This is a genomic window from Afipia birgiae 34632 (genome assembly GCF_000308295.2).
Taxonomy (GTDB): domain Bacteria; phylum Pseudomonadota; class Alphaproteobacteria; order Rhizobiales; family Xanthobacteraceae; genus Afipia; species Afipia birgiae.
The window spans coordinates 587,189-609,447 of the sequence record NZ_HG326653.1; the positions used below are offsets into that span (position 1 = coordinate 587,189).

The 22,259-nt window shown below is 61.7% G+C and carries 22 protein-coding genes, 2 tRNA genes and 1 pseudogene; 17 read left to right on the forward strand and 8 right to left on the reverse strand.

Translation table 11 applies throughout. The features are described from left to right. The 4 genes from BN32_RS16740 to BN32_RS16755 form a co-directional block, all read left to right on the forward strand. On the forward strand, positions 1-1,140 hold a 1,140-nt coding region (locus BN32_RS16740; RefSeq protein ID WP_244438188.1), incomplete at its 5' end, for a heme biosynthesis protein HemY. A gap of 129 nt (positions 1,141-1,269) precedes the next feature. Next, positions 1,270-1,345 (forward strand) — tRNA-Thr (locus tag BN32_RS16745). Between the two features lie 220 nt (positions 1,346-1,565). After that, positions 1,566-1,742, forward strand: a complete 177-nt coding sequence (locus tag BN32_RS27265; protein ID WP_006023395.1) for a hypothetical protein — start codon at positions 1,566-1,568, stop codon at positions 1,740-1,742. 56 nt (positions 1,743-1,798) lie between these two features. Continuing rightward, a complete protein-coding gene (locus BN32_RS16755) occupies positions 1,799-2,053 on the forward strand; it encodes a hypothetical protein (protein WP_040426851.1) in 255 nt (84 codons plus the stop codon). Between the two features lie 15 nt (positions 2,054-2,068). Here BN32_RS16755 and BN32_RS28145 read toward each other — a convergent pair whose 3' ends face one another. Both BN32_RS28145 and BN32_RS25635 read right to left on the reverse strand, forming a co-directional pair. Continuing rightward, positions 2,069-2,431, reverse strand: a complete 363-nt coding sequence (locus tag BN32_RS28145) for a hypothetical protein (RefSeq protein ID WP_019199191.1) — start codon at positions 2,429-2,431, stop codon at positions 2,069-2,071. A gap of 35 nt (positions 2,432-2,466) precedes the next feature. After that, the gene (locus BN32_RS25635) at positions 2,467-3,402 is read right to left on the reverse strand and encodes a hypothetical protein (protein ID WP_019199190.1); all 936 of its coding nucleotides are present in this window, start codon (positions 3,400-3,402) and stop codon (positions 2,467-2,469) included. A gap of 321 nt (positions 3,403-3,723) precedes the next feature. Between BN32_RS25635 and BN32_RS16770 the strand changes: the two genes are divergently transcribed. The 9 genes from BN32_RS16770 to BN32_RS16810 all read left to right on the forward strand — a co-directional run bounded on the left by BN32_RS16770 (position 3,724) and on the right by BN32_RS16810 (position 14,364). Next, positions 3,724-4,695: a Bug family tripartite tricarboxylate transporter substrate binding protein gene (locus BN32_RS16770; protein WP_019199188.1), complete on the forward strand. Its 972-nt coding sequence runs from the start codon at positions 3,724-3,726 to the stop codon at positions 4,693-4,695. Between the two features lie 187 nt (positions 4,696-4,882). Continuing rightward, entirely contained in the window at positions 4,883-6,271 is a 1,389-nt protein-coding gene (locus BN32_RS16775; RefSeq protein WP_019199187.1) for a cytochrome P450, read from the forward strand. Between the two features lie 232 nt (positions 6,272-6,503). Further along, positions 6,504-7,652: a TRAP transporter substrate-binding protein gene (locus BN32_RS16780; RefSeq protein ID WP_019199186.1), complete on the forward strand. Its 1,149-nt coding sequence runs from the start codon at positions 6,504-6,506 to the stop codon at positions 7,650-7,652. Positions 7,653-7,760: 108 nt separating this feature from the next. Beyond that, the gene (locus BN32_RS16785) at positions 7,761-8,429 is read left to right on the forward strand and encodes a TRAP transporter small permease subunit (RefSeq protein WP_019199185.1); all 669 of its coding nucleotides are present in this window, start codon (positions 7,761-7,763) and stop codon (positions 8,427-8,429) included. Next, the gene (locus BN32_RS16790) at positions 8,426-10,291 is read left to right on the forward strand and encodes a TRAP transporter large permease (protein WP_019199184.1); all 1,866 of its coding nucleotides are present in this window, start codon (positions 8,426-8,428) and stop codon (positions 10,289-10,291) included. Before BN32_RS16785 ends, BN32_RS16790 begins: the two co-directional genes overlap by 4 nt. Positions 10,292-10,381: 90 nt before the next feature. After that, positions 10,382-11,791 (forward strand): adenylate/guanylate cyclase domain-containing protein, encoded by a 1,410-nt coding sequence (locus BN32_RS16795; protein ID WP_019199183.1) that lies wholly within the window; start codon positions 10,382-10,384, stop codon positions 11,789-11,791. Positions 11,792-12,036: 245 nt separating this feature from the next. Then, positions 12,037-12,516 (forward strand): tellurite resistance TerB family protein, encoded by a 480-nt coding sequence (locus tag BN32_RS16800; protein ID WP_019199182.1) that lies wholly within the window; start codon positions 12,037-12,039, stop codon positions 12,514-12,516. Positions 12,517-12,585: 69 nt separating this feature from the next. Continuing rightward, positions 12,586-13,362, forward strand: coding sequence for an SDR family NAD(P)-dependent oxidoreductase (locus BN32_RS16805; protein ID WP_019199181.1), 777 nt, complete (start codon positions 12,586-12,588; stop codon positions 13,360-13,362). Positions 13,363-13,566: 204 nt separating this feature from the next. Further along, the gene (locus BN32_RS16810; RefSeq protein ID WP_244438189.1) at positions 13,567-14,364 is read left to right on the forward strand and encodes a glutamine amidotransferase; all 798 of its coding nucleotides are present in this window, start codon (positions 13,567-13,569) and stop codon (positions 14,362-14,364) included. 137 nt (positions 14,365-14,501) lie between these two features. Here BN32_RS16810 and BN32_RS16815 read toward each other — a convergent pair whose 3' ends face one another. Both BN32_RS16815 and BN32_RS16820 read right to left on the reverse strand, forming a co-directional pair. Beyond that, entirely contained in the window at positions 14,502-15,728 is a 1,227-nt protein-coding gene (locus BN32_RS16815; RefSeq protein WP_040426855.1) for a bifunctional alpha/beta hydrolase/OsmC family protein, read from the reverse strand. 120 nt (positions 15,729-15,848) lie between these two features. Then, a tRNA-Ala gene (locus tag BN32_RS16820) sits at positions 15,849-15,924 on the reverse strand. Positions 15,925-16,354: 430 nt separating this feature from the next. Here BN32_RS16820 and BN32_RS16825 point away from each other — a divergent pair. From BN32_RS16825 to folD, 3 genes are read left to right on the forward strand one after another with little or no spacing between them, the layout of a single operon-like run. Continuing rightward, positions 16,355-16,645 carry a YggT family protein gene (locus tag BN32_RS16825; protein WP_019199178.1) on the forward strand — a complete coding sequence of 97 codons (291 nt, stop codon included), beginning with the start codon at positions 16,355-16,357 and terminating at the stop codon, positions 16,643-16,645. 40 nt (positions 16,646-16,685) lie between these two features. Next, complete coding sequence (locus BN32_RS16830; protein WP_019199177.1) at positions 16,686-17,009, forward strand: DUF167 domain-containing protein; 324 nt, start codon at positions 16,686-16,688, stop codon at positions 17,007-17,009. Beyond that, positions 17,009-17,893, forward strand: a complete 885-nt coding sequence (gene folD, locus BN32_RS16835) for a bifunctional methylenetetrahydrofolate dehydrogenase/methenyltetrahydrofolate cyclohydrolase FolD (RefSeq protein WP_019199176.1) — start codon at positions 17,009-17,011, stop codon at positions 17,891-17,893. The genes BN32_RS16830 and folD overlap by 1 nt, the downstream gene beginning before the upstream one ends. A gap of 131 nt (positions 17,894-18,024) precedes the next feature. Here the strand turns inward: folD and BN32_RS26880 are convergent. From BN32_RS26880 to BN32_RS16850, 3 genes and pseudogenes are all read right to left on the reverse strand, one after another. Further along, positions 18,025-18,300: pseudogene (locus tag BN32_RS26880) on the reverse strand (M20/M25/M40 family metallo-hydrolase); the annotation flags it as partial. A 162-nt stretch (positions 18,301-18,462) separates the two neighbouring features. After that, complete coding sequence (ppa, locus tag BN32_RS16845) at positions 18,463-18,993, reverse strand: inorganic diphosphatase (RefSeq protein ID WP_019199174.1); 531 nt, start codon at positions 18,991-18,993, stop codon at positions 18,463-18,465. A gap of 119 nt (positions 18,994-19,112) precedes the next feature. Beyond that, on the reverse strand, positions 19,113-19,622 hold the full coding sequence (locus BN32_RS16850) for a GNAT family N-acetyltransferase (RefSeq protein ID WP_019199173.1): 510 nt from the start codon (positions 19,620-19,622) through the stop codon (positions 19,113-19,115). Positions 19,623-19,778: 156 nt separating this feature from the next. Between BN32_RS16850 and BN32_RS16855 the strand changes: the two genes are divergently transcribed. Beyond that, the gene (locus tag BN32_RS16855; protein WP_019199172.1) at positions 19,779-20,708 is read left to right on the forward strand and encodes an alpha/beta hydrolase family protein; all 930 of its coding nucleotides are present in this window, start codon (positions 19,779-19,781) and stop codon (positions 20,706-20,708) included. Positions 20,709-20,971: 263 nt separating this feature from the next. On the opposite strand, the gene BN32_RS16860 is transcribed toward BN32_RS16855, so the two are convergent. Next, the gene (locus tag BN32_RS16860; protein ID WP_019199171.1) at positions 20,972-22,231 is read right to left on the reverse strand and encodes a flavin monoamine oxidase family protein; all 1,260 of its coding nucleotides are present in this window, start codon (positions 22,229-22,231) and stop codon (positions 20,972-20,974) included. Between the last annotated feature and the right edge of the window lie 28 nt (positions 22,232-22,259).

The following is a 22,259-nucleotide window of genomic DNA, read 5'->3' on the forward strand; positions in this document are numbered from 1 at the left end:
TGGGCGTCGCATGCGGTGCTGGGCTTTCGGTGCAGCAAGGGCGACTGGGACGGCGCGTTGACGATCCTGGAAAACAATCTGGCTGCCGGATTGATCGATCCCGCGCCCTACAAGCGCCAGCGCGGCGTGTTGCTCACGGCGCGCGCCCTCGATCTTGAAACCACCGACCGCGACAAGTCGCGCGCCAGCGTGACGGAGGCCGTGAAGCTTGCACCGACGCTGGTGCCCGCCGCGACACTCGCCGCCAAGTTTCTCAGCGAGAGCAACCAGACCCGCCGCGCCATGCAGGTGATCGAAGCCGCATGGATCGCTCAGCCGCATCCCGATCTTGCGGATGCCTATGCGCATGTGCGCCTCGGCGATTCCGCGCTGAACCGGCTGAACCGCGTTGAAAAACTCGCAGCCAAGGTGCCCGGACATATCGAAGGCGCGCTCGCGGTGGCGCGTGCCGCCATCGATGCCGGAGAATTTGCCCGCGCCCGCGAGGCGCTGGCGCCGTTCACCGACGCGCCGACCCAGCGGGTCGCCATTCTGATGGCCGAACTGGAACGCGCCGAGCACGGCGACGGCGGCAACGCACGAAGCTGGATGCTGCGCGCAGTTCGCGCCGGGCTGGATCCGGCGTGGACCGCCGACGGCTACGTTTCGGAGCGCTGGCGGCCGGTGTCGCCGGTGACCGGGCGTCTCGACGCGTTTCAGTGGCTTACGCCGGTTGCGGCTCTCCCTTCCGAGAAAGCGCCGGTGCTTGAGGCCGAGATCGCAGACGAGCCTGCGCTGCCGCCGCCTTTGGAGGCGAGCCCGGTGACGACATTGCCACTCCCACCCGTGACGTCGCAGGACAACGAGCCTGTACCGGCTCCTGTCGCCGCGTCGCCCCCGCCGTCGGCTCCCACTCCGGATCCCGTCCCGCCCGCAGCTGCGCCGGTGACCGTCAACGTCCCGCCCCCGGTGTTTCGTCCGCGGCGGGATATCGAGAAAGCGGATTCGTCGCGAATTCCGGCCGTGATCCCCATCGTCCGGGCGCCGGACGACCCGGGCGTCGCCGACGAGATCGTGGAGGAGGAGTTCGACGATCCGGTCCGGCCGGAACCGGCGCAACCCGGCGGCTGGAAGGGCTTTTTGTCCCGTCTTGTCAGTTGATTAGGAACTAGCAGGCATCTTCGGCGCCAAACCTGATCGTCGGGTCAGAAAAGCGCCTCGCGGACGCAGCCGATGTTGCAAAGCGGGGCTCTGGCCAGTATCAGGTGCGGATACCGATCTCGCGTTTTCGCCGCCTTAGCTCAGCTGGTAGAGCACCTCATTCGTAATGAGGGGGTCGTAGGTTCGAATCCTATAGGCGGCACCACTCTTCTCAGCACGGCTGGGCGCGACATGACGGGATCCGGGACATCGAACACCACACAGACAGGTTGATGAACACTTCAGCGGCTTTGTTCCGGCGCGCCGGTGACACGCCGGTTTGCGAACAAGTGGCTTGCCTCAACCTATCCCCAATTTGAACGTTGAGATGCAGCTTCTCACGAAATTTGGCACATGCCGCAGCAACCACGCGCAAGGAAACAACAATGACCGATAGAGAAAAGATTCTGGCCGCCCTTCGCGAAAAGCCGCTGAAGATTTTCGACGTGATGAAGCGCGTGAACATCAAAAATCAGGAGGATTGCCAGTCGCTCCTTCTGAAGATGCGCGATGAGGGCCTTGTGCGATTCGATATTCACAAGGGCGTTTGGCTGATCGGCTGATCGTGACGCCGATCGCAGAAGCAACCTTTCCGAAACATCACCCAGCGGGTTTTTTGATGAAGTTTCTCCAAATCTCAGTCATGGTGGCCGCATTGCTAGGAGCGACGCAGAGTTCTGCGAAGGTCGAGCAATGTCGCTTCATCGATTCAAAGCCGGATCGGGAAGCCTGCTATGATCGTCAGGCCAAGGCGCTCGCGGCAAAGAAAGCAGAAACTGCCGCGAAGCCAAGGACAGTGGATCCGATCGAGCAAATGAAGCAGGACGATGAAGCGCTGTCGCTCCGGCTGAAGAACATCTGCCGGGGCTGCTGAAGGCGTGCCAAGCGCTTACGAGAATCTCGTCCGCTCTCTTTTCGCTGCATCATAGATTTCGATCTGCAGCATTTTATACTTGGTCAGCAGTTCGGCTGCCGCAGTCTTGGCGGACGCCTCGTCGTTGTACTGGGTTTTGAAGTGGCCATCGACCACGAGCGTAAAGCCCTCAGCAGGCGGAACGTCTGCCCGTTGGATCTTGCGCGGCTCTTCGTCGGGGAGTGTGAGTGGTTTTTTCATGTTCGCCTGTGCTCGTTGTTTGGGATAGCCTAGCACGGCAGAACTTGCGTGCTGGCTAAATTCGATGATGGAACGGTTTTTGAACTGATTAAATTCAGGAACCTTGAGGTTCGTTGGTTCGAATCCTATCAAATCCATGATCAGCTTGAGCCAAGCGCATCATAGCGTGTGACCTAGCGCGGTCTGTTGGTGTTTGCCTCGCGATCAGCTTTTCGCAAACGAATGAATAATTCCCACGCTCTCGGAAACTCTGGGCTTTCAGGCGCTATGGCCAATAATGCCCGAAGCGCGTCTGTTATCTCGCTGGCAGCGGGAGGTGTTTTGGTCCGCCCGGCCTTGTAAGCTGTCCAGCGCTCATCAACATCCGTGGCATAGGAAATCGCTTCGCTATTGGAGCGTGTGAGAGGTGCCTCATTCAGAGGATCGCCCGAGGGAAATTTCGGCCATGCTGAAGGCGGTCGATCGCTTCGCCACTCGCCTTCATTTCCCAAAGTTGCAGTGAAGGATGATTTTTGCGCACCAGTTCGAGCGGCGGCCATTTGACCGGCCTGGGGCGCGACTCTCTTCGAGTCCTGAGTTCCAGATTTGAGCGCATCCGGTGATTGTGCGCTCGGGACGTTCTTCAAGAGATCGCTCTTCAATAAGTCCGATGGGTCCTTTTGAGGAACAGATTTCAAAAGTTTTTTGGCCATCTCCAGGGCTTGGGGAGACGTTTTGTCTTCTTCCTCGATTACCGGGCATGGCCTGAATGCAGCGTGGCTCTTGGAAATCGTTCCGTCGTCATCGATACGCGCATAATCGTTCCGGAGGTCATAAACGAACTCGCGGTAACCTGCGTAGCTGCCGGATTTGTCTTTGCCGTTGACCTTGCCGCAAACATACTTGGCCTTATCAACTTCCACTGTTCGGAGCGCATCAAATTCGGCCGAAGCAGGATTGATCAAAAGCTTGGATACCGCCGCGCGCGCTTTTGATCTATCAGCGGCTAGAAGTGAACCTATTGAGTCGAATAGTAAAATATCCAACAAAGTGCTGTACGGAAACATTGTTTGCAGCGCGAAGAACCCCGCACCGAAGCCGACTGATATTAGCGCGGCGACCTTGTTCATTCCAAATTGCCCGATACCGGTATCCCGCGGTCGGGAGCAACCATATGCAAGATTATTTAGGGGTTAGTGAACGCCAGTCTCGAAAAGGGCATGCCGCCGTCAATTGACCCCGTCTTCGGGCCGGCCAGTTGCAATCAGCACGTCGAGACTTAACCCGCAATTCTCGTGAAATCCGGCTGCCTGCGCTCGGCGAGTGTTCGCCGCGTTCCAGCGCCATTGCGCTTGTTGTCCGCCTGTGTCGAAATGGAGGCACTAAAAACAAGCGCGGTCAGGCAGCCGTTGTCAGTCGGCGTCATGAGCGCGCACCCAGGGAGAGTGGTCATGCGTTTTGTTGCCGCCGCGCTCGCGGTGCTTTGCCTTGTCTTTCAGAATGCCTCGCCCGGCCACGCGCAGGACACCTGGCCGTCGCGCAACGTCACCATCATTGTGCCGTTCACCGCCGGCGGCACGGCTGACCTGTTTGCGCGGCTGCTCGCCAGCCATATGCAGGTGACGTTCGGCCAGTCCTTCGTCGTTGAAAATCGCGGCGGCGCGGGCGGCAATATCGGCGCGGCTGCAGTCGCCAAGGCCCCCAACGACGGCTACACGCTGCTGCTTGGCACCGTCAGCACCCATGCCATCAACCCGACGCTGTATTCGAACCTGACCTTCGATGCGGCCAAGGATTTCCAGCCGGTTTCGCTGATCGCACGGCTGCCGAACATGCTGGTGGTGAAGAATTCGATGCCGGTGAAAAACGTCGCCGAGTTCGTTGCCTACGTGAAAGCCAATCCCGACAAGCTGAACTACGGATCGTCCGGCGTCGGAACCTCGATCCATCTTGCGGCCGAACTCTTCAAGATCGCGACCGGAACGAAAATGACCCATGTGCCGTATCGCTCATCCAACGAGATCATGCAGAACCTGACCGGAGGGCATATCGATCTCGCTTTCGACAACATCACGCTGGCGTGGCCGCAGGCCAAGGCCGGCACGGTGCGCGCACTTGGCGTTACGAGTCCCGAGCGGTCTCCGACGGCGCCCGAAGTGCCGCCGATCGCCGATACGCTGAAGGGCTTTGACGCGACCTCGTGGCACGGGCTGTTCGCCCCGGCTGGCACCCCGCGCCCGATTGTCGAGAAAATGGCGGTGGAGATGAAGCGCATTCTCCAGATGCCGGAGACGGTGACCAAGCTCACGGACATCGGCGCAGTGCCGTCACCGATGACCCCGGATCAATTCACCGCCTTCATTGCCAGCGAACGTGCGAAATGGGCCGAGGTGGTCAAGGCGTCAGGGGCGACGGCGAATTGAGTACATCTGAATTGAACGCGCTCTCTCCGCTCATTCCCGCGCAAGCGGGAATCCGGTTGTTGAGGCCGGAAGGACTGGGTCTCCGCTTCGCGGGGACGAGCGGGATAGTTCGTCAGGTGTTCACGGCCGGTTGCGCCCGGAACGTGCCACAGTTCAGGCGGATCATCGGTCGAACAGAAGGTGACGCATGAGCATTGCCGAAATCCTTGACGCGCCGCTGACCAGGGCACCCTTGATCCCGCCGCGGCCGCCGCTCGCGCCGGACGACCTGTCTGCGCTCGGCCGGCTCGCCCTGATCCGCAGCAATGCCATCGCAAGCTGGGGCCAGCGCGCCTACGAAGACGACATCATTCAGGGACGGTTCTTCGGGCGCAGCAGCTTCATTCTCAACACCCCGGATGCGATCCGGCATGTGCTCGTTGAGAACTACGAGAACTACACCCGCACCCCGGCGGGCATCCGGGTGCTGCGGCCGATCCTCGGCGAGGGGCTTCTGCTGGCGGAAGGCCGGGCCTGGAAAAACCAGCGCCGCACGCTGGCGCCGGCCTTCGCGCCGCGCGCCATTCCTCTCCTCATTCCGCACATGCTGGCGGCGACCGATGATGCGATCGGTGCGTTGCGCCACGAATGCGGCAAGCCGGTCGATCTGCGCGAAGCCATGCAGCGGCTGGCGCTCGATATCGCCGGACGCACCATGTTTTCGTTCGAGCTCGACAGGCACGGTCCGGCGCTGCGGGGCTTTGTCAACGACTACGGTGACCGCCTCGCGCAGCCGCGTTTCTTCGATCTGCTGCTGCCGCTGGGCTGGCCGAGCCCCAGCGATGTTTCCCGCGCAATGTTCAGGCGGCGATGGACACGATTCATGCGCGGGCTGATCACCGAGCGCCGCGCCTTGGGGACAAGCGGTGGTGCGCCGCGCGACCTGTTCGACCTGATGGTGGCCGCGCGCGATCCAGAAACCAATGAGGCCTTTTCCGACGAACAGCTCGGCGATCAGGTCTCGACCATGATTCTCGCCGGTCATGAGACCACGGCGACAGCGCTGTTCTGGTCGCTTTATCTGCTGGCGCTGGACCCGGCGACGCAGGACGAGCTGGCGGCGGAGGCGAAGGGCGCGCTTGCGGCCGGCGCGCTCGATGTCGCCCGGCTGACCTTCACCCGCGCGGTGCTTGACGAGACCATGCGGCTTTATCCGCCCGCGTTCCTGATCGTGCGCGCCGCCGCCGGTCCCGATACGGTGGCCGGCGCGAGCATTGCCAGAAGGGATGTGGTGCTGATCTCGCCGTGGCTGCTGCACCGGCATGAAAAGCTTTGGGACCAGCCCAATGCCTTCCGCCCGTCCCGTTTCCTGCCCGGCAACCAGCCGCCGGATCGCTTCGCCTATCTGCCGTTCGGGGTCGGGCCGCGGGTCTGCATCGGCGCACAGTTCGCGCTGACCGAGGCCACGCTGGCGCTGGCGAAGCTGATCGGCACCTTCAAGGTGGAACTGCTCGACCGCGAGCCGGTGACGCCGGTCGGCGTGGTGACGACGCAGCCGGACCGTTCGCCGATGTTCAGGATCGTGCGGCGCGACTGATCGTCGGCGTCATTCGCATTCGTGGAAGTCGTGTTGCGGCGCGATGAAACCGGCGCGGCATTAACAATCCACACGCGGCCTTATTCCAAAGTCGTAGATAGAATCGTCGACTGCCGCGTCGAAGAGTCGCATTCATCCGATCATTCTTGCCAAATCCCCTCGCAAGCCTTTGTCTTGCCATCAATCAAAAAGGGCCGGTTCAAGAAGAACGGGCTTAGCAGGGGAGAACGCCATGACGAAACGACACAAAGACAAGACTTCAAGCGAGAAGACCTCCAGCCGCCGCAACTTTCTGAAAGTTGCCGCCGCGGGCGCAGCCGCCACAGTCGCCACGCCGGCTCTCGCGCAGACCGGGCCGACCAACATGCGCTTCCAGAGCACATGGCCGGCCAAGGATATCTTCCACGAATACGCCCTCGACTACGCCAAGAAGGTCAACGACATGACCGGCGGCGATCTCAAGATCGAAGTGCTGCCAGCGGGCGCGGTCGTCCCCGCCTTCCAGTTGCTGGAAGCGGTGTCCAAGGGAACGCTCGACGGCGGCCACGGCGTGCTCGCCTATCACTACGGCAAGCAGAACGCCCTGGCACTGTGGGGTTCGGGTCCGGGCTACGCGATGGACGCCAACATGCTGCTCGCCTGGCACAAGTACGGCGGCGGCAAGCAACTGCTCGAAAAGCTCTATAATTCGATCGGCGCCAACGTCGTCTCGTTCCCTTATGGCCCGATGCCGTCGCAGCCGCTCGGCTGGTTCAAGAAGCCGGTGACCAAGGCCGATGACCTGAAGGGCGTCAAGTTCCGCACGGTCGGCATCTCGATCGACGTGTTCACCGGCATGGGCGCTGCGGTGAATGCGCTGCCTGGCGGTGAAATCGTCTCGGCGATGGATCGCGGCCTGCTCGACGCGGCGGAATTCAACAATGCCTCGTCGGATCGCGTGCTCGGCTTCCCGGACGTGTCCAAGGTCTGCATGTTGCAGAGCTATCACCAGAACGCCGAACAGTTCGAAATCATGTTCAACAAGGACAAGTACAACGCGCTGCCGGCAAAGATCAGGGCGATCCTCGACAACGCTGCTGAAGCGGCGGGACAGGATATGGCCTGGAAGGCGATCGACCGCTATTCCAAGGACTACGAGGAGATGCAGTCCAAGGACAAGGTGAAGTTCTACAAGACGCCGGATTCGGTGTTGCAGAAGCAGCTCGAGATCTTCGATCAGGTCGCCGAGAAGAAGTCGGCGGAAAACCCGCTGTTCAAGGAAATCGTTGAGTCCCAGATGGCCTTCGCCAAGCGCGCGACCCAGTGGGAGCAGGACACGATCACCAACCGGCGCATGGCTTACAACCATTACTTCGGACCGAACGCCAAGAAGAAGACCTGACGCAATAATCAGCACGAACAGCGCATCATCCGGGATGGCAATCCCGGATGATGCTTTGTATCGTTTCAACTGTTGCTCCGACCTTCTCATTACAGGTGACGGCCGCCCATGAGTGCGCAACGCGTTCTGCATACAATCGATGGCATCAGCACGTGGACAGGCAAGGCCGCGGCGTGGCTGATCGTCGGTCTGATGCTTCTTGTCTGTGCCGAAGTCTTCAAGCGCTACATCCTCAATATGCCGACGGCATGGATCTTCGATGCCTCGAACATGATGTACGGCACATTGTTCATGATCGCGGGGGCCTACACGCTGGCGCAGAATGGCCACGTGCGCGGCGATTTTCTTTACAGCTCGATGCCGCCGCGCCGGCAGGCGTCGCTCGACCTGATTCTTTACATCGTGTTTTTCCTGCCCGGCATCGCGGCGCTGGTTTATGCGGGCTGGGACTACGCGGTCGATTCCTGGCGCATCAACGAACATTCCAACGTCACCGCTGACGGTCCGCCGGTCTGGCAGTTCAAGTTCATGATTCCGCTGGCGGGCGCGTTGCTGTTGCTGCAGGGCGCTGCCGAAATCATGCGTTGTGTCATCTGTCTCAGGACCGGCGAGTGGCCGAGCCGCCTGAAGGATGTGTCGGAAATCGACGTCGTGGGCGAGCAGCTTGCCAACAGCCAATATGTCGACGAGGAGTCGCGCAGGATCGCAATCGAGAAAGCGCAGGATATTGAAGAAAGCGCGCGTCAGCGCGGCATGGGCGGAGACCTTTCGAAATGAGCGATCCCGCACTCGGTCTCCTGATGCTCGGCCTGATCGTGGTCGTCATCATCATGGGGTTCCCCACGGCGTTCACGCTGATGGGCCTCGGCATGTTCTTCGGTCTGTTCGCCTATCACCGGGCGGGCGAATCGTGGGCCGACAATCACATCTTCGATCTCATGGTCCAGCGCACCTACGGCGCGATGACCAACGACGTCCTGATCTCCATCCCGCTGTTCGTCCTCATGGGTTACGTGATGGAACGCGGCGCGCTGGTGGACAAGATGTTCTACTCGATCCAGCTGGCGTTCCGCCGCGTCCCCGCATCGCTGGCGGTGGCGACGCTGATCGTCTGCACGTTCTGGGGTATCGCCTCGGGTCTGGTCGGAGCGGTTGTGGTGCTGATGGGCGTCATCGCCTTCAATCCGATGCTGAAGGCCGGTTACGACGTCAAGCTTGCAGCCGGCGTCATCACCGCCGGCGGCACGCTCGGCATCCTGATCCCGCCCTCCGTCATGATCATCGTCTATGCGGCGGTGGCCGGCCAGTCGGTGGTGAAGCTCTATGCAGCCGCGATGTTTCCCGGCTTCTTCCTGGCGTTCCTGTATCTCGTCTACATCATCGGCTGGGCGCTCCTGAATCCGAGGATCGCGCCGAAGCTGCCGGAGAGCGAGACGCGCGTGCCGGTGCGGCCCTGGATCAGCGAGCTGCAGAAATCCTACTCGCACAAGATGCTGCCGGCCCTGCTGACCGCTGCCGTTTCTCCCGCAAGGGCGATGGCCATCACCGCGGACGGCGTGCGCGTCAGCTACACGATGCTGCTGCGGAATCTCGGCTACGTGCTGGTGCCGCTGGTGCTCACGGCGGCAACGCTCTGGGCCGCCTGGTGGTACGTCGTCATCCATCAGCAGCCCGATGCGCCTGCGCCATCGGCCGCCATCAGTCAGCAGCTTGGTGCGCCATCGCAGTCCTCCACGGCAGAGCCTGCGGAAGAAAAACTGCAGGAGCTCGGCGGCCCGTCTTCGGATGAGCGAAAAGGCGAGCCGGAAACCTTGCAGGAGATGGGCAGCGCCGAGTTGCGCGGCCAGGGCACGGCAGCACCGTCGGCAGCCGGACCACCGCAGGCGTTCTACACCTACTTCGCGTTCACCTGCGGAATCTTCGGGCTGATCCTGCTCTACTATTACTGGACCATGGGCGCGGAGCAGTTCGAGGTTTTGCGGCTCTTGATCTCGTCGGTGATGCCGCTCGGCCTTCTGACCGCAGTGGTGCTCGCGGTGATCCTGCTCGGCATCACAACGGCGACGGAATCCGCGGCAGTCGGGGCGGCGGGCGCATTCCTGCTCGCATTCCAGGCGCGCACGCTCGATTGGAAGCGCACCAAGGAAGCCGTGTTCCTGACGGCGAAAACCACGTCGATGGTGTGCTGGCTGTTCGTCGGCTCCGCGCTGTTCTCGGCGGTGTTTGCGATCCTCGGCGGTCAGGCGCTGCTGGAGAGCTGGGTGCTGTCGCTGAATCTGACGCCGGTTCAGTTCATGATCCTGTCGCAGGCGATCATCTTCATCCTCGGCTGGCCGCTGGAATGGACCGAGATCATCGTGATCTTCGTTCCGATCTTCCTGCCGATGCTGAAGCACTTCGGCATCGATCCGATCCTGTGGGGCGTGCTGGTGTTCGTCAATCTGCAGGCGGCGTTCCTGTCGCCGCCGGTGGCGATGTCGGCCTTCTATCTGAAGGGCGTTGCGCCATCGCATGTGACGCTGAACCAGATTTTCGGCGGCATGATGCCCTACATGCTGATCGTCATCGTCTGCATGGTTCTGATGTACCTCTGGCCCGGCATGACGCTGTGGCTGCCGAACTATCTGTACGGGAACTGACGCGAAAACGTGATCGGCTGGTGCTTTGCGCCGGCCGATCCATCGCAGGCATTACTTGGATACCCGTTCGTTCTGCCGTAAACTGCGGGCATGAGCGATTTCAGTTCCCTGTATTCAGTCCTGAAACAGACGGCCGATCCGAAAGTCGCGGACGCGATCCAGACACTGATCGAAACCGGCGCCGACCATGAACTCAACCGGATCAACCTGATCGAATTCGCGGCCAGAACGGGGCTTGGCGAAGAGAAGGTGATCTCGGGTTTTCTCCATGCCTCGCGGCTGGGCATTTTCGATCTCACCTGGAACGTGCTGTGCCCCGGATGCAGCGGCGTGCTCGGCGCGCACGACACCCTGAAACAGCTCAAGCCCGAAGACTATCATTGCGGCCTTTGCGCCGCCGGGTATCAGGCGTCGGTCGACGATCAGGTCGAAGTTGCCTTCACGGTCAGCCCCAAGGTCCGTCGCATTGCGGCGCACGATCCTCATACGCTGCCGAGCTGGGATTACTGGCGGCAGATCTTCTGGAGTTCGGGAATTGATATCAACGAGGAATCATTCTCCCGTCTGGTGAATGAGGCGACGCTGGAGGCGGTCGAACTGGCGGCCGGCGAAAAAGTCGTGGTGTCGCTGCAGTTACCGGCGCAATTCGTGATCGTGTTCGAACCGGTCACGCACTCCGCGCTGTTTCTCGACGTCAAGGGCGAGCCGACGAAAGAGAAACAGAATGCGTCATTGGTGTTCGACGGTGTGCATTCCCCAACCGATACAATCGAGATGCGTCCAGGACCGCTGCGGCTGCCGCTGGAGAATCAATCCAAAAATCGCGTGCTGCCGTCGGTGTGGATCGCGGGCGATGCGCTTCACGATCTGCTCGGCAAGCGCAAGCCGATCGTCACCGCGAAACGGATTCTGGCCAACCAGACCTTCCGCGATGTCTACAAGGCGGACAACCTCAACGTCGATCAGCGTCTCAAGATCACGTCTCTGACGTTTCTGTTCACCGACCTCAAGGGTTCGACGGCGCTCTATGAGCGCGTCGGCGACCTCGCTGCGTTTGATCTGGTCCGCGCGCACTTTCGCGCGTTGCTGGAGATTATCGCATCCGAGGCAGGTGCGGTGGTGAAGACCATCGGCGATGCGGTGATGGCGACGTTCGTTCGTCCCGAGCAGGCAATCGCCGCGGGTCTGCGGATGCGCGAGGCGATGGACGCCCTCAATGACCAGCGCGGAACAAAGGACCTGCTGGTCAAGATCGGCATCCATGAAGGCGCCTGTCTCGCGGTGATGCTGAACGACCGGCAGGATTATTTCGGCCAGACCGTGAACATTGCGGCGCGGGTACAGGGGCAGGTCACGGAGCGGGCAATCAACGCCACCGGACCAGTGGTCAAGTCGCCCGCGGTCATGGAGTTGCTGGAAAAGGCGGGATTGAAGCCGTCGGAAAAGACCGTCGAATTGCGCGGAATTTCAGACAGGGTGGTGATTTATGAGATTCCGTGACGGATTATGGCGGAGGCCCCGTGCACCCGTGGCGGCTTTTGGGCGCACGGCAGGGTTGAGGGCCGCTCCGGAACCCGCACAAGATTGCCAGAGTTTCATTTTCAGGCCATAGAACCAGACGATCTTGTGCCCTAGACTTTTGCCCGGACATATGACCTTTCCCTGAAACCCGTACCCGCTTTGCGCGACGAGATTTCGGATCGGGCATGCCTCCGATCAGGTTCCGTTTTTGATTGCAGAGATTGATGCTCGATAGACTGCGCCACTTCATCGCTGACGTTGTTTCCCCCGCTGGGTCAGAGACTCGTACTTTTGCCGAAGGCGACTACCGGCTGGCGGCCGCGGCGCTTCTTATCCATGTGATTTCACTCGACGGCGAGCCGACCGAGGCCGAGAAGCGCAAGCTGCACGCGCTGCTTGAATACCGTTTCGATCTCGATCCCGGGACGGCCGCGAAACTGATTGCGGATGCGACGCTGGTCGAGGGCGAGGCGGTCGACCTCTATCGCTTCACCAGTGTGATCATGCGCTCGGTCAACGAGGAGGGCCGGCTTCGTATCATCGAAATGATGTGGGAATTGGTGTTTGCGGATGGCCACGTCACCGAATTCGAGGACAATGTTGTCTGGCGCGCGGCGGATCTGCTCGGCATTTCCTCCCGCGACCGCCTCAACCTCAAACACCGTGTCGCGGACAGCCGGCTGACGCCGGACACCGCGACATAGCACGTCACTGTTCTTATTGTTCTTTCGCCCGCTTTGTTTCGCCAGAACCCCAGACAACTGAATGCATCCATGACCAAACGTGTCACGCTGATCACGGGCGCCTCATCGGGCATCGGGGCCGAGCTGGCGCGCATTTTCGCGCTGAACGGCTCCAGCACGGTGCTGGTCGCCCGCCGCGAGGATCGCCTGAAGCAGCTCGCCGATGAGATCGCCGCTGCCGGGCATCCGCGCCCCGCGATCCTTGTCTGCGATCTCAGCGCGCCTGCCGCCTGCGATCAGATCGCGGCGTCGCTGAAGGCGATGGATGCCGAGGTGGATACTGTCGTCAACAATGCGGGCTACGGACTGTTCGGCGAGGCTGTCGATCTCGACCGCGCGCATCAGCTTGCGATGGTCGATCTGAATGTCCGCGTGCTGACCGACCTGACGCTGCGCTTCGCCGACAGCCTTGTTCGTCATCGCGGCGGCATTCTCAATGTGGCGTCGATCGCCTCGTTCCTGCCTGGCCCCCGGATGGCGGTCTATTACGCCACCAAGGCGTATGTGCTGTCGTTCACCGAGGCGATGCGGGGCGAACTGGGGCCGAAGGGTGTGCGGGTCACGGCATTGTGTCCGGGCACCGTCCCGACCGAATTTCAGGGTGTGGCCGGGTTCAAGCCGGGCCTTGATTCCGCGGTCCTCAACCTGTCGGCCGCTGCGGTCGCGCGAGCCGGCTATCGCGGGCTGATGTCCAACAAGCGGCTGGTTCTGCCGGGCGTCGGCGTGCGGATGATTCCGTTCATGCTGCGGTTCGCCCCGCGCAGCCTGGTGCTGGCGTCGGTCGCCCGGGTGCAGCAGAAACGTTAGCGGCATGGCCCCGACCCGAACGGCCGCGTAGCGCAAAGTGGGCACCGGCTTTCAGGCGAGGCCATGCCCTCAAATCAAATTTGCTTCTGCGCAGACCACGTGCGCAAAGTCCCGGCTCGACGCAGCCTCGGCAACACAATATTTTCGAATTCGGCGTTCAATGGGGACGCTTGTCCTCCGCCGGGGATGGAAGAAGACGGATCGATGCTACGGCCTGATGGTGATCAACCTATCGGTTTCGGCCCGACAACTTTTGGCCTGACGACGTGCGGCCGGTTCACGGCGCTTCCGGTGCTCATCATTCTGCATGGTCCGATGTCCACGCCCGGCCGGGTCGGCAACGCGCTGCGCGCCATGGGCCATCCCCTTGATGTCCGCCGCCCGGTGTTTGGCGATCCGCTGCCTGAAACGCTCGATCACTATGCCGGGGCGATCACTTTCGGCGGGCCGATGAGCGCCAACGACAACGAGGACTTCATCCGCCGCGAGATCGACTGGCTCGCAGTGCCGCTGAAGGAACAGCGGCCGTTTCTCGGAATCTGTCTTGGCGCGCAAATGCTCGCCAAGCACCTTGGCGCAAAGGTCGCACCGCATCCTGACGGCCGCGCCGAGGTCGGCTACTATCCGATCCGGCCGACCGAGCATGGCCGGAAGATTTGCTCGCACTGGCCTGACCATGTCTATCAATGGCACCGCGAGGGTTTCGAACTTCCCGCGCGCACCGAGCAACTGGCCGAGGGCGACGATTTCCCGGTACAGGCATTTCGTACCGGACGCAGCTTCGGAATCCAGTTTCATCCCGATGTAACCCACGCGATGCTGCACCGCTGGACCACGCGCGGAGACGAGCGCATGTCGCTTCCCGGTGCACGTTCACGCGCCGAGCATTTCACCGGGCGCATGGTTCACGATCTTGCGGAACGCGCGTGGCTGACAGCGTTCCTGGATGGCTGGCTGCATCGGCCGCCGCCTGCGCCGATTGCATCGCTCGCGGCGGAATAGCGTTTCTCAAGCATACTCGCCGGGACGATATGCTGAGACATCGTCATTGCGAGGAGCGAAGCGACGAAGCAATCCAGTTCTTTGCCGGATGCTTCTGGATTGCCTCGCTTGCGCTCGCAACGGCGAAGGTGGCTGTCCTACTCAACAGCCTGCGTCACGATGGCGATCTCCGACGTCAGCGTGCGGTGGACAGGGCATTTGTCGGCGATTTCCATCAGCTTCTTGCGCTGCTCGGCGTCGAGATCGCCCTCCATCGCAATGGTGCGTTCGATGCGGCTGATCATACCTTCCTTGGTTTCGCACTCCTCGCAATCCTTGGCGTGAACGCGGCTGTGTTTCAGGGTCACCGTGGTGCGCACCAGCGGAATGGATTTCCGCTCCGCATAGAGCCGCATCGTCATCGATGTGCAGGCGCCGAGGGCCCCGAGCAGGAAATCATAAGGTCCGGGACCGCTATCCATGCCGCCGACATCGAGCGGTTCGTCGGCAAGGATTCTGTGTTTGCCTGCGGCAATCACATTCTGGAGTTTGCTTGCGCCGGTCTCGCTGACCACGACGGCGCCAGCGGGAGGGCTTTCGGCAGCCGCCGTATCCGCTGCAGGCACGGCATCGAGAAAACGCATCGCCCATGCCGCGATCATATCGGCGACGTAGACTGCGTCGCGCCTCTGCGTCAGCAGATGGTCCGCGCCGGTCAGCGAAATGAAGCTCTTGGGATGCTTCGCCGCGACAAAAAGGCGCGTCGCGTTGTCGATGCCGACCGTGTCGTCGGTGGGTGAATGGAAGATCAGCAACGGCTTGTGAAGTTTCGCCACGCTTTCCATCAGCCTGTGTTCGGCGATGTCGTCGAGAAACGCGCGTTTGATGCGGAACGGCCGGCCCGCCAGCGATACTTCGAGTTCGCCTTTTTCGAGAATCTCCGGAATCTGATCCTTGAACCAGTGCGTAACATGCGAGGGGTCCGACGGGGCGGCGACGGTGGCGACGCATTTGGCTTCCGGGATCAGCGACGCAGCGGCGAGAATGGCCGCGCCGCCGAGGCTGTGCCCGATCAGGATGGATGGCGCGCGTTGTGTCTTGCGCAGATGGTCCGCCACCAGCACCAGATCGGCGATGTTCGATGAAAACGTCGTATTGGCGAATTCGCCTTCGCTGGCGCCGATTCCCGTGAAGTCGAACCGGAGTGTGGCGATGCCATGCTTTGCCAGCCCCTCCGCGATCCGCTTGGCGGCCAGCACATTCTGGCCGCAGGTGAAGCAATGCGCGAACAGGGCGTAGGCGACCGGTGCGCCGTCCGGCAGGTCCAGCGAGGCCGCCAGCATCTGTCCATCTGAACCGGGAAACTGAAATTTTTCGGTCGGCATGCTGAGCCCCATCGGTTGATGACGGCCCGCCACGTGGCGGACGCGCCTCTTCTGGGACGCAGTCTAAACCATCGGATGGCGGCCGTGGGATAACGGCTTGAGGCGTCGGTTCTGGAGTGTTGGTGGAGCCAGGCGGGATCGAACCGCCGACCTCGTCATTGCGAACGACGCGCTCTCCCAGCTGAGCTATGGCCCCTTGATCGGCCGGGCCGGATACGGCGGCGGCGGACAGGAGCGGCCATTTACAATCCCGATCATGGCCAAGTCAAGAACGCCAAAATCAATGTTTTCGGCGCGTATTCTGCAAAATTACGCACCGGTTTTTCGACCGAAAGACACGCAAAATACAAACGGATCGGGGGCGGTCTCGCCGGCGCCAGGCCAATTCAGCCTGGAACCTCTCTTGTTTGCGCCGCCGCGAACCGGTATTGAGGCGGCAGTCCACGGAAGCGAGCGAGTGATCCGGTTCTGACATTCGTATCATATCCTTCGCGAGCGCTTTTGCGAATGTCAGAACCAAAGGATCACTCGAATCAAAGATTTGCTAGTGTCCTTTCGTATCCGACGTTTGCTCGGAAGGCGCTGCAGAATGAAGCAAACGTCGGATACAGGACACTAGCACCCCTATGCGCGCCATTCTCGACATCATCAACATCATCTTGGATCTGTACGTCTGGCTGCTGATCGCCTCGGCGATCCTGTCCTGGCTGATCGCCTTCAACGTCGTGAACACCCGCAACGGGTTCGTCGCGTCGGTGGCCGAGTTCCTCTACAAGATCACCGAGCCGGTGCTGAGGCCGATCCGGAACATCATGCCGAATTTCGGCGGCCTCGATATCTCGCCGATCATCGTCATCCTCATCATCATGTTCATCCAGCGCGTGATTGCCTATTACATCTATCCGAACGTGATCTGACGCGAGGCGATCCCGTTCTCGACTCTCGCATGAGCCTTCCTTGAGTCTCCCCTGGCGTTTCTCCACTCAAGGCATCAGCATCGCATTGCGCGTCACCCCGCGCGGCGGACTTGACGCGATCGACGGGATCGAAACTCTGGCCAACGGCCGCAGCGTTGTGAAAGTCCGGGTGCGCGCCATCGCCGAGGGCGGCGAAGCCAATCGCGCGGTGACCGAACTGCTCGCCAAGGCGCTTCATGTGCCAAAAAGCCATGTGCGGGTTCTGTCCGGCGTCACCTCGCGGCTCAAGCAGGTGGCCGTGGACGGCGATCCGAAAAGACTGGGCGATGCCCTGCAAGTCCTGACCAAGACGAAAGATACCTGATGCCCGCCAAGATCATCGATGGAAAAGTCATTGCCGCCGATCTGCGCGCGCGTGTCGCGGACGAAGTGGCGCGCGTAAAGCGCGATCATGGACTGACGCCGGGTCTGGCGGTGGTTCTGGTGGGCAACGATCCCGCGTCCGAGGTCTATGTCCGCAACAAGGCCAAGCAGACCGAAGCCGCCGGCATGACCTCGTTCGAGCACAAGCTCGCTGCGGATACACCGCAGGCGGATCTGTTGGCGCTGATCGCAAAGCTCAATGCCGATGCCAGCGTGCACGGCATTCTGGTGCAGCTTCCGCTGCCGAAAGGGCTCGACACGCAGACGGTCATCAATGCGATCGATCCGGCGAAGGATGTCGACGGCTTGCATCCGATCAATGCCGGCCGGCTTGCCAACGGATTGCCGGCGCTGACGCCCTGCACGCCGCTCGGCTGCATCATTCTCGCCAAAACGGTTCACGCTTCGCTGGAAGGCATGAACGCGGTCATCATCGGCCGATCGAATCTGGTCGGCCGCCCGCTGGTGCAACTGCTGCTCAACGAGAATGCCACGGTGACCATCGCGCATTCGCGTACGCGCGATCTCGCTGACATCTGCAAGAATGCCGATCTGCTGCTCGCCGCTGTCGGCAAGCCGGAAATGGTGAAGGCCGGCTGGATCAAGCCCGGCGCGACCGTGATCGACGTCGGCATCAATCGCATTCCGGGCGCGGACGGCAAAAACAAGCTGGTCGGCGACGTCGCCTATCAGGAAGCGCTCGGCGTGGCCGGTGCGATCACGCCGGTGCCCGGCGGGGTCGGCCAGATGACGGTGGCGTGCCTGCTGGTGAATACGCTGCGCGCGGCTTGCGCCATTAAGGGGCTCAAGGCACCTGCGGTCTAGCGCGCGTCGTCATCTGAGGTGCGAGCCATCGTCGGCGAGCCTCAAAGGATGACAATCGTGATGACCGCCCATCATTCGAGACGCCGCGCGAGTGCGCGGCTCCTCAGGATAACGCCGAGGTATCCGGTCGCTTACTGCGCCGTGTTCTGCACCAGCCGCCGGTAGAACCGGATCATGTCCGCGTAGTTCTCGACGCTGAGGCGCTCGTTGGTGCCGTGAAAGCGTGTGAGGTCTTCGGCGGTGGCGCGCACCGGCGAGAAGCGAAAGATGTTGTCGGTAACGTCGAGGTAATTGCGCGAATCCGTCGCGGCGACCATCAGCCCGGGCACCACGATCGCATCCGGAAAAATCTCGCGGATCGTCCGGCTCAGCCGTTGTGCCGCCGCCTGTTTGTCGATGGTCACAGGCGCGACCGGAGAAACGGCGATCTGCTGCGAGGGTTTTCGCCATGCATTCGCAACCAGAACGGCCGCGAGAACGACGATGGCCGCGATCAGGAGCAGGACGAGATTGCGGAGGATTCTGATTGCGCTGCGCATCGTTTGAATCCTCCGGCCTGTTTGCCGTGATTATTTTTTCTTGGCGCGCTCGATGCCTTCGAGGATCAGCTTGCGCGCGTCCTCCGCATCGCCCCAGCGCAGCACCTTCACCCATTTGTTGGGTTCGAGATCCTTGTAGTGTTCGAAGAAGTGCTGGATCTGCTGCAGCGTGATCTCGGGCAGATCGCTGTAGTTGTTCACCTTGTCGTAGCGCTGCGTCAGCTTCGAGGTCGGCACCGCGATGATCTTTTCGTCGCCGCCGGCCTCATCCTCCATGAACAGCACGCCGACCGGACGCACGGCAATCACCGCACCCGGCACGATGGCGCGGGTGTTGGCGACCAGCACGTCGCACGGATCACCGTCATCAGAAAGCGTGTGCGGAATGAAGCCGTAATTCCCCGGATAGCGCATCGCCGTATAGAGGAAGCGGTCGACCACCAGCGTGCCGGCGTCCTTGTCCATCTCGTACTTGATCGGCTCACCGCCGACCGGCACTTCGATGATGACGTTCACTTCATGGGGTGGATTTTTTCCGAGGGAGATCGCGTCGATACGCATAACGGGCCTGTGTCTGTTCGAGCAAATGCGCGGACTGGTTAGCGAATCCGGACGGGCGCCGAAAGCCGAAAAAGCGGTCCAAAGGTATCAGGCGGGGTTCAGGAACTGGCTCTAAAGTCTCAGGCCGTCCAGGCGAAGGCGACCTTGTCGAGCGACTTGCCGCCGAATCGCTCCGAGGAACGCGCGACCATGCGGCCGCCAAGGGTGCGGTAGAATTCGACCGCCGGCTCGTTGTCGGAGAGCGCCCAGATCACCATGCTCTTCAGCCCGCTCTGGATCAGGTCGCGCTTGGCGGCGGTGAACAGGCGGCGGCCGAAACCGAGGCCCTGAAACTCCGGGCGCAGGTAAAGCTCGTAGATCTCGCCTTCGAAATGCAGGCTGCGGGCGCGGTTGCGGCCATAATTGGCATAGCCGGCGACCTTGTCGCCGAAGCACAACACGCTGACGCGGCTGCCCTTTCGGATCGCGGAATCCCACCACTGCGGGCCACGGCGGTTGATCAGCTTTTCGAGTTCGGCGCCGGGAATGATTCCCTGATAGGCGGCACGCCAAGCTTCGTCATGCGTTGCAGCAACCGCCGACGCATCGGAAGCCTTGGCTGGACGAACTTCGATAAGGATCGTGCTCATGGTGCAATCAAAGCAACTCGCAGCCCCGCCTTCAAGGTCCATCGTTAATTATCGGTTACTATGTGGGCTTTTTGCATCAGGTGAAGGGCGATCTGTGCCGAAAGAGGACAGGCGTGGCTTGGCTTGGGCGCGAGCGGCAGGCAATGATCGCCACAGATGACAAAAAACGTAGTGTTCAAGGTCGCCGCCCTGCTGCTTGCGGTTGGTCTTTCGTCGCAGGCACCCGCGTGGGGCGAGAATCGGCTCGGTCCGCAGGGCAATGAGGGGTCGCCGAATCGGCGGCAGGACTGGCTGGTGCCGACGCAGGACCAGATCACACCTTCGCGAGCTGTTCTGTTTCGCCCGCCGGGCAAGGGTCCGTTCCGTCTCGCCGTGATCGCCCACGCCTCGACCCAGAACCGGCTTGCGCGGGCGCAGATGCCGCAGCCGGAATACGCAGCGCTGGCCTCCGTACTGGTGTCGCGCGGTTTCGCGGTGCTGGTGCCGCAACGGCTCGGCCACGGCAAAACCGGCGGACCTTACCTCGAGGACCAGGAAGGCTGCGAGGCCGCTGAATATGCGATGTCGGCGCGAAGCACTGGTGAGGCGATCACCACGGCGCTGACGTTCATGCGTACGCAGTCCTTCGTGCGCAGGGATGCGTCGGTGATCGTCGGACACTCGGCAGGCGGCTGGGGCGCGCTGTCGCTGGCCGATCAGAGTCCGAAAGATATTTCCGCGATCGTTGTGTTTGCGCCGGGACGCGGCGGCCGCGCCAACGATCGCGCGGGCAACATCTGCGCGCCGGAAAGGCTCATCGCCGCGGCGACCGAATTCGGCGAAAACGCGAAGGTGCCGGTGACGTGGCTGGTGGCGGAAAACGATTCGTATTTCCCGCCGGAGTTCTCAAAGAAAATGGCGGATGCGTTCGTCGAGGCCGGCGATGACAAGGTGGATTTTCAGGTCCTGCCGCCGTTCGGCAACGAGGGCCACTGGCTGGCGGAGGTGGGGGATGCGGCGATGTTCGAATCGATTATCGCCAATGCGGCGGGATTGAATGTGCAGGCGCCAAGCGCGCCAAATGTCGCGGTGAAAGCAAAACGATAAGCGACCTGGATTGCTTCGTCGCTTTGCTCCTCGCAATGACGAGGAAAGATCATCAGCGTTCTGCCGTCATTGCGAGCGCAGCGAAGCAATCCAAGGGTGGCTTTAATTCAAATCGTGGCCCGCCGTCACCCTGAGGTGCCGAAGCGAAGCGGAGGCCTCGAAGGGCGGCGGCGGTTCATCATTCTTCGTCATCCTTCGAGGCTCGCAAGGGCTCGCACCTCAGGATGACGGTCGTTGTTGCATCGACCTCAAATCATCTCGCTCTAGACGTCTGATTGAGCAACGGACCCGACCTTGCCCATCACTTCCCCCGCCGCCCTTACACCCGTTTCCTGCGCGCCGTGTGCGGTGGAGAAGAAGTTCGGCGAAGTCGCCTCACCCGCAAAGAACAGCCGGTCATCGACGGGCATTGCGAGATCTGCGCGATCGTCGGCGTGGCCGGGCAGCGCGTGCGAATATGATCCCAGCGCGAACGGGTCGTGTGCCCAGCGCGATTCGCCGATGGGCTTGAGCTTCCTCCGGTAATCCGAGCCGAGCAGCGCCACCAGTTCGTCGATGCTCTGCGCCGCCAGCGCGCCTTCGCCGGCGTCCTCAAGTTCGCGCGCGAACGTGCCGCCGAAAAATCCTGAAATGCACGGCTGGCCCAGGGGGCGCAGGTGATAGCTGCCGGTGCCGATGCGCTCGGTCGTGCCGTAAAAGTGCCCGTCGCTCGGCAGCGATTCCGGCTCGTCCAGCGCCAGCATCACCTTGTCCGCGAGTCCGAGCGGCAACCCGGCTGCGGCGGCAACCTTGTCCGGAAGCGCCGGATGAAAACGGATCGACTGGTTGGCGATCAGGCTGGTCGGCACTGTGACGATCACCTTGCGGGCGGTGAGCGTGCCGCGTGAGGTCTCGATTTTGATGCGCGCGCCGGAATGATCGATCAGTGTAACTTTTGTATTGAGCGCCACCGGACACGGCGCGCCATACGCAGCTATCAGCGCGCCGTAACCGCGCTGCAGGCGCCAGTTCACACCGGTGTCTTCATAGGCGTCCATGTCCCAGGTCGAGACGCGGTCCAGTTCGACGCCGTTGATGTAGGTGCTGATGGTCTCGATCGCGGCATTCCAGCGGTTGCCGGGCTCGAGCCATCGCCGCGCCGGCGTATCGTCCGGCAGTTCGGCGGCCTCCGCGACCCGCGTGTCGAACGCATCCATCGCGGCCAGAAACGCGTCACGCTGCTCCGGCGGGAAACCGATGTTGAGGCTTTGCTCGCGCCAGCGCGGGCGGGTCTGGTTGATCTCCAATCCCAGATCGCGCGCGATCGGCACGAAAGAATTCCGGTCCGCCGAATGCAGCCATTCGCAGCCGACATCGAACACGACATCGTTGGGCAGGATCAGGGTCTGGCTGCGTCCGCCGATCCGGTCGCGTGCCTCAACGGTAAGAACGGAAAGCTTCGCGTTCTCAAGCGTGCGTGCCGCGGCGAGGCCGGCTGCGCCCGCGCCGATGATTGCAACGTCCACTTCGGAGGGGAGGGTCATCTCAGGCTCTGGTCTCGAATCGCGATGG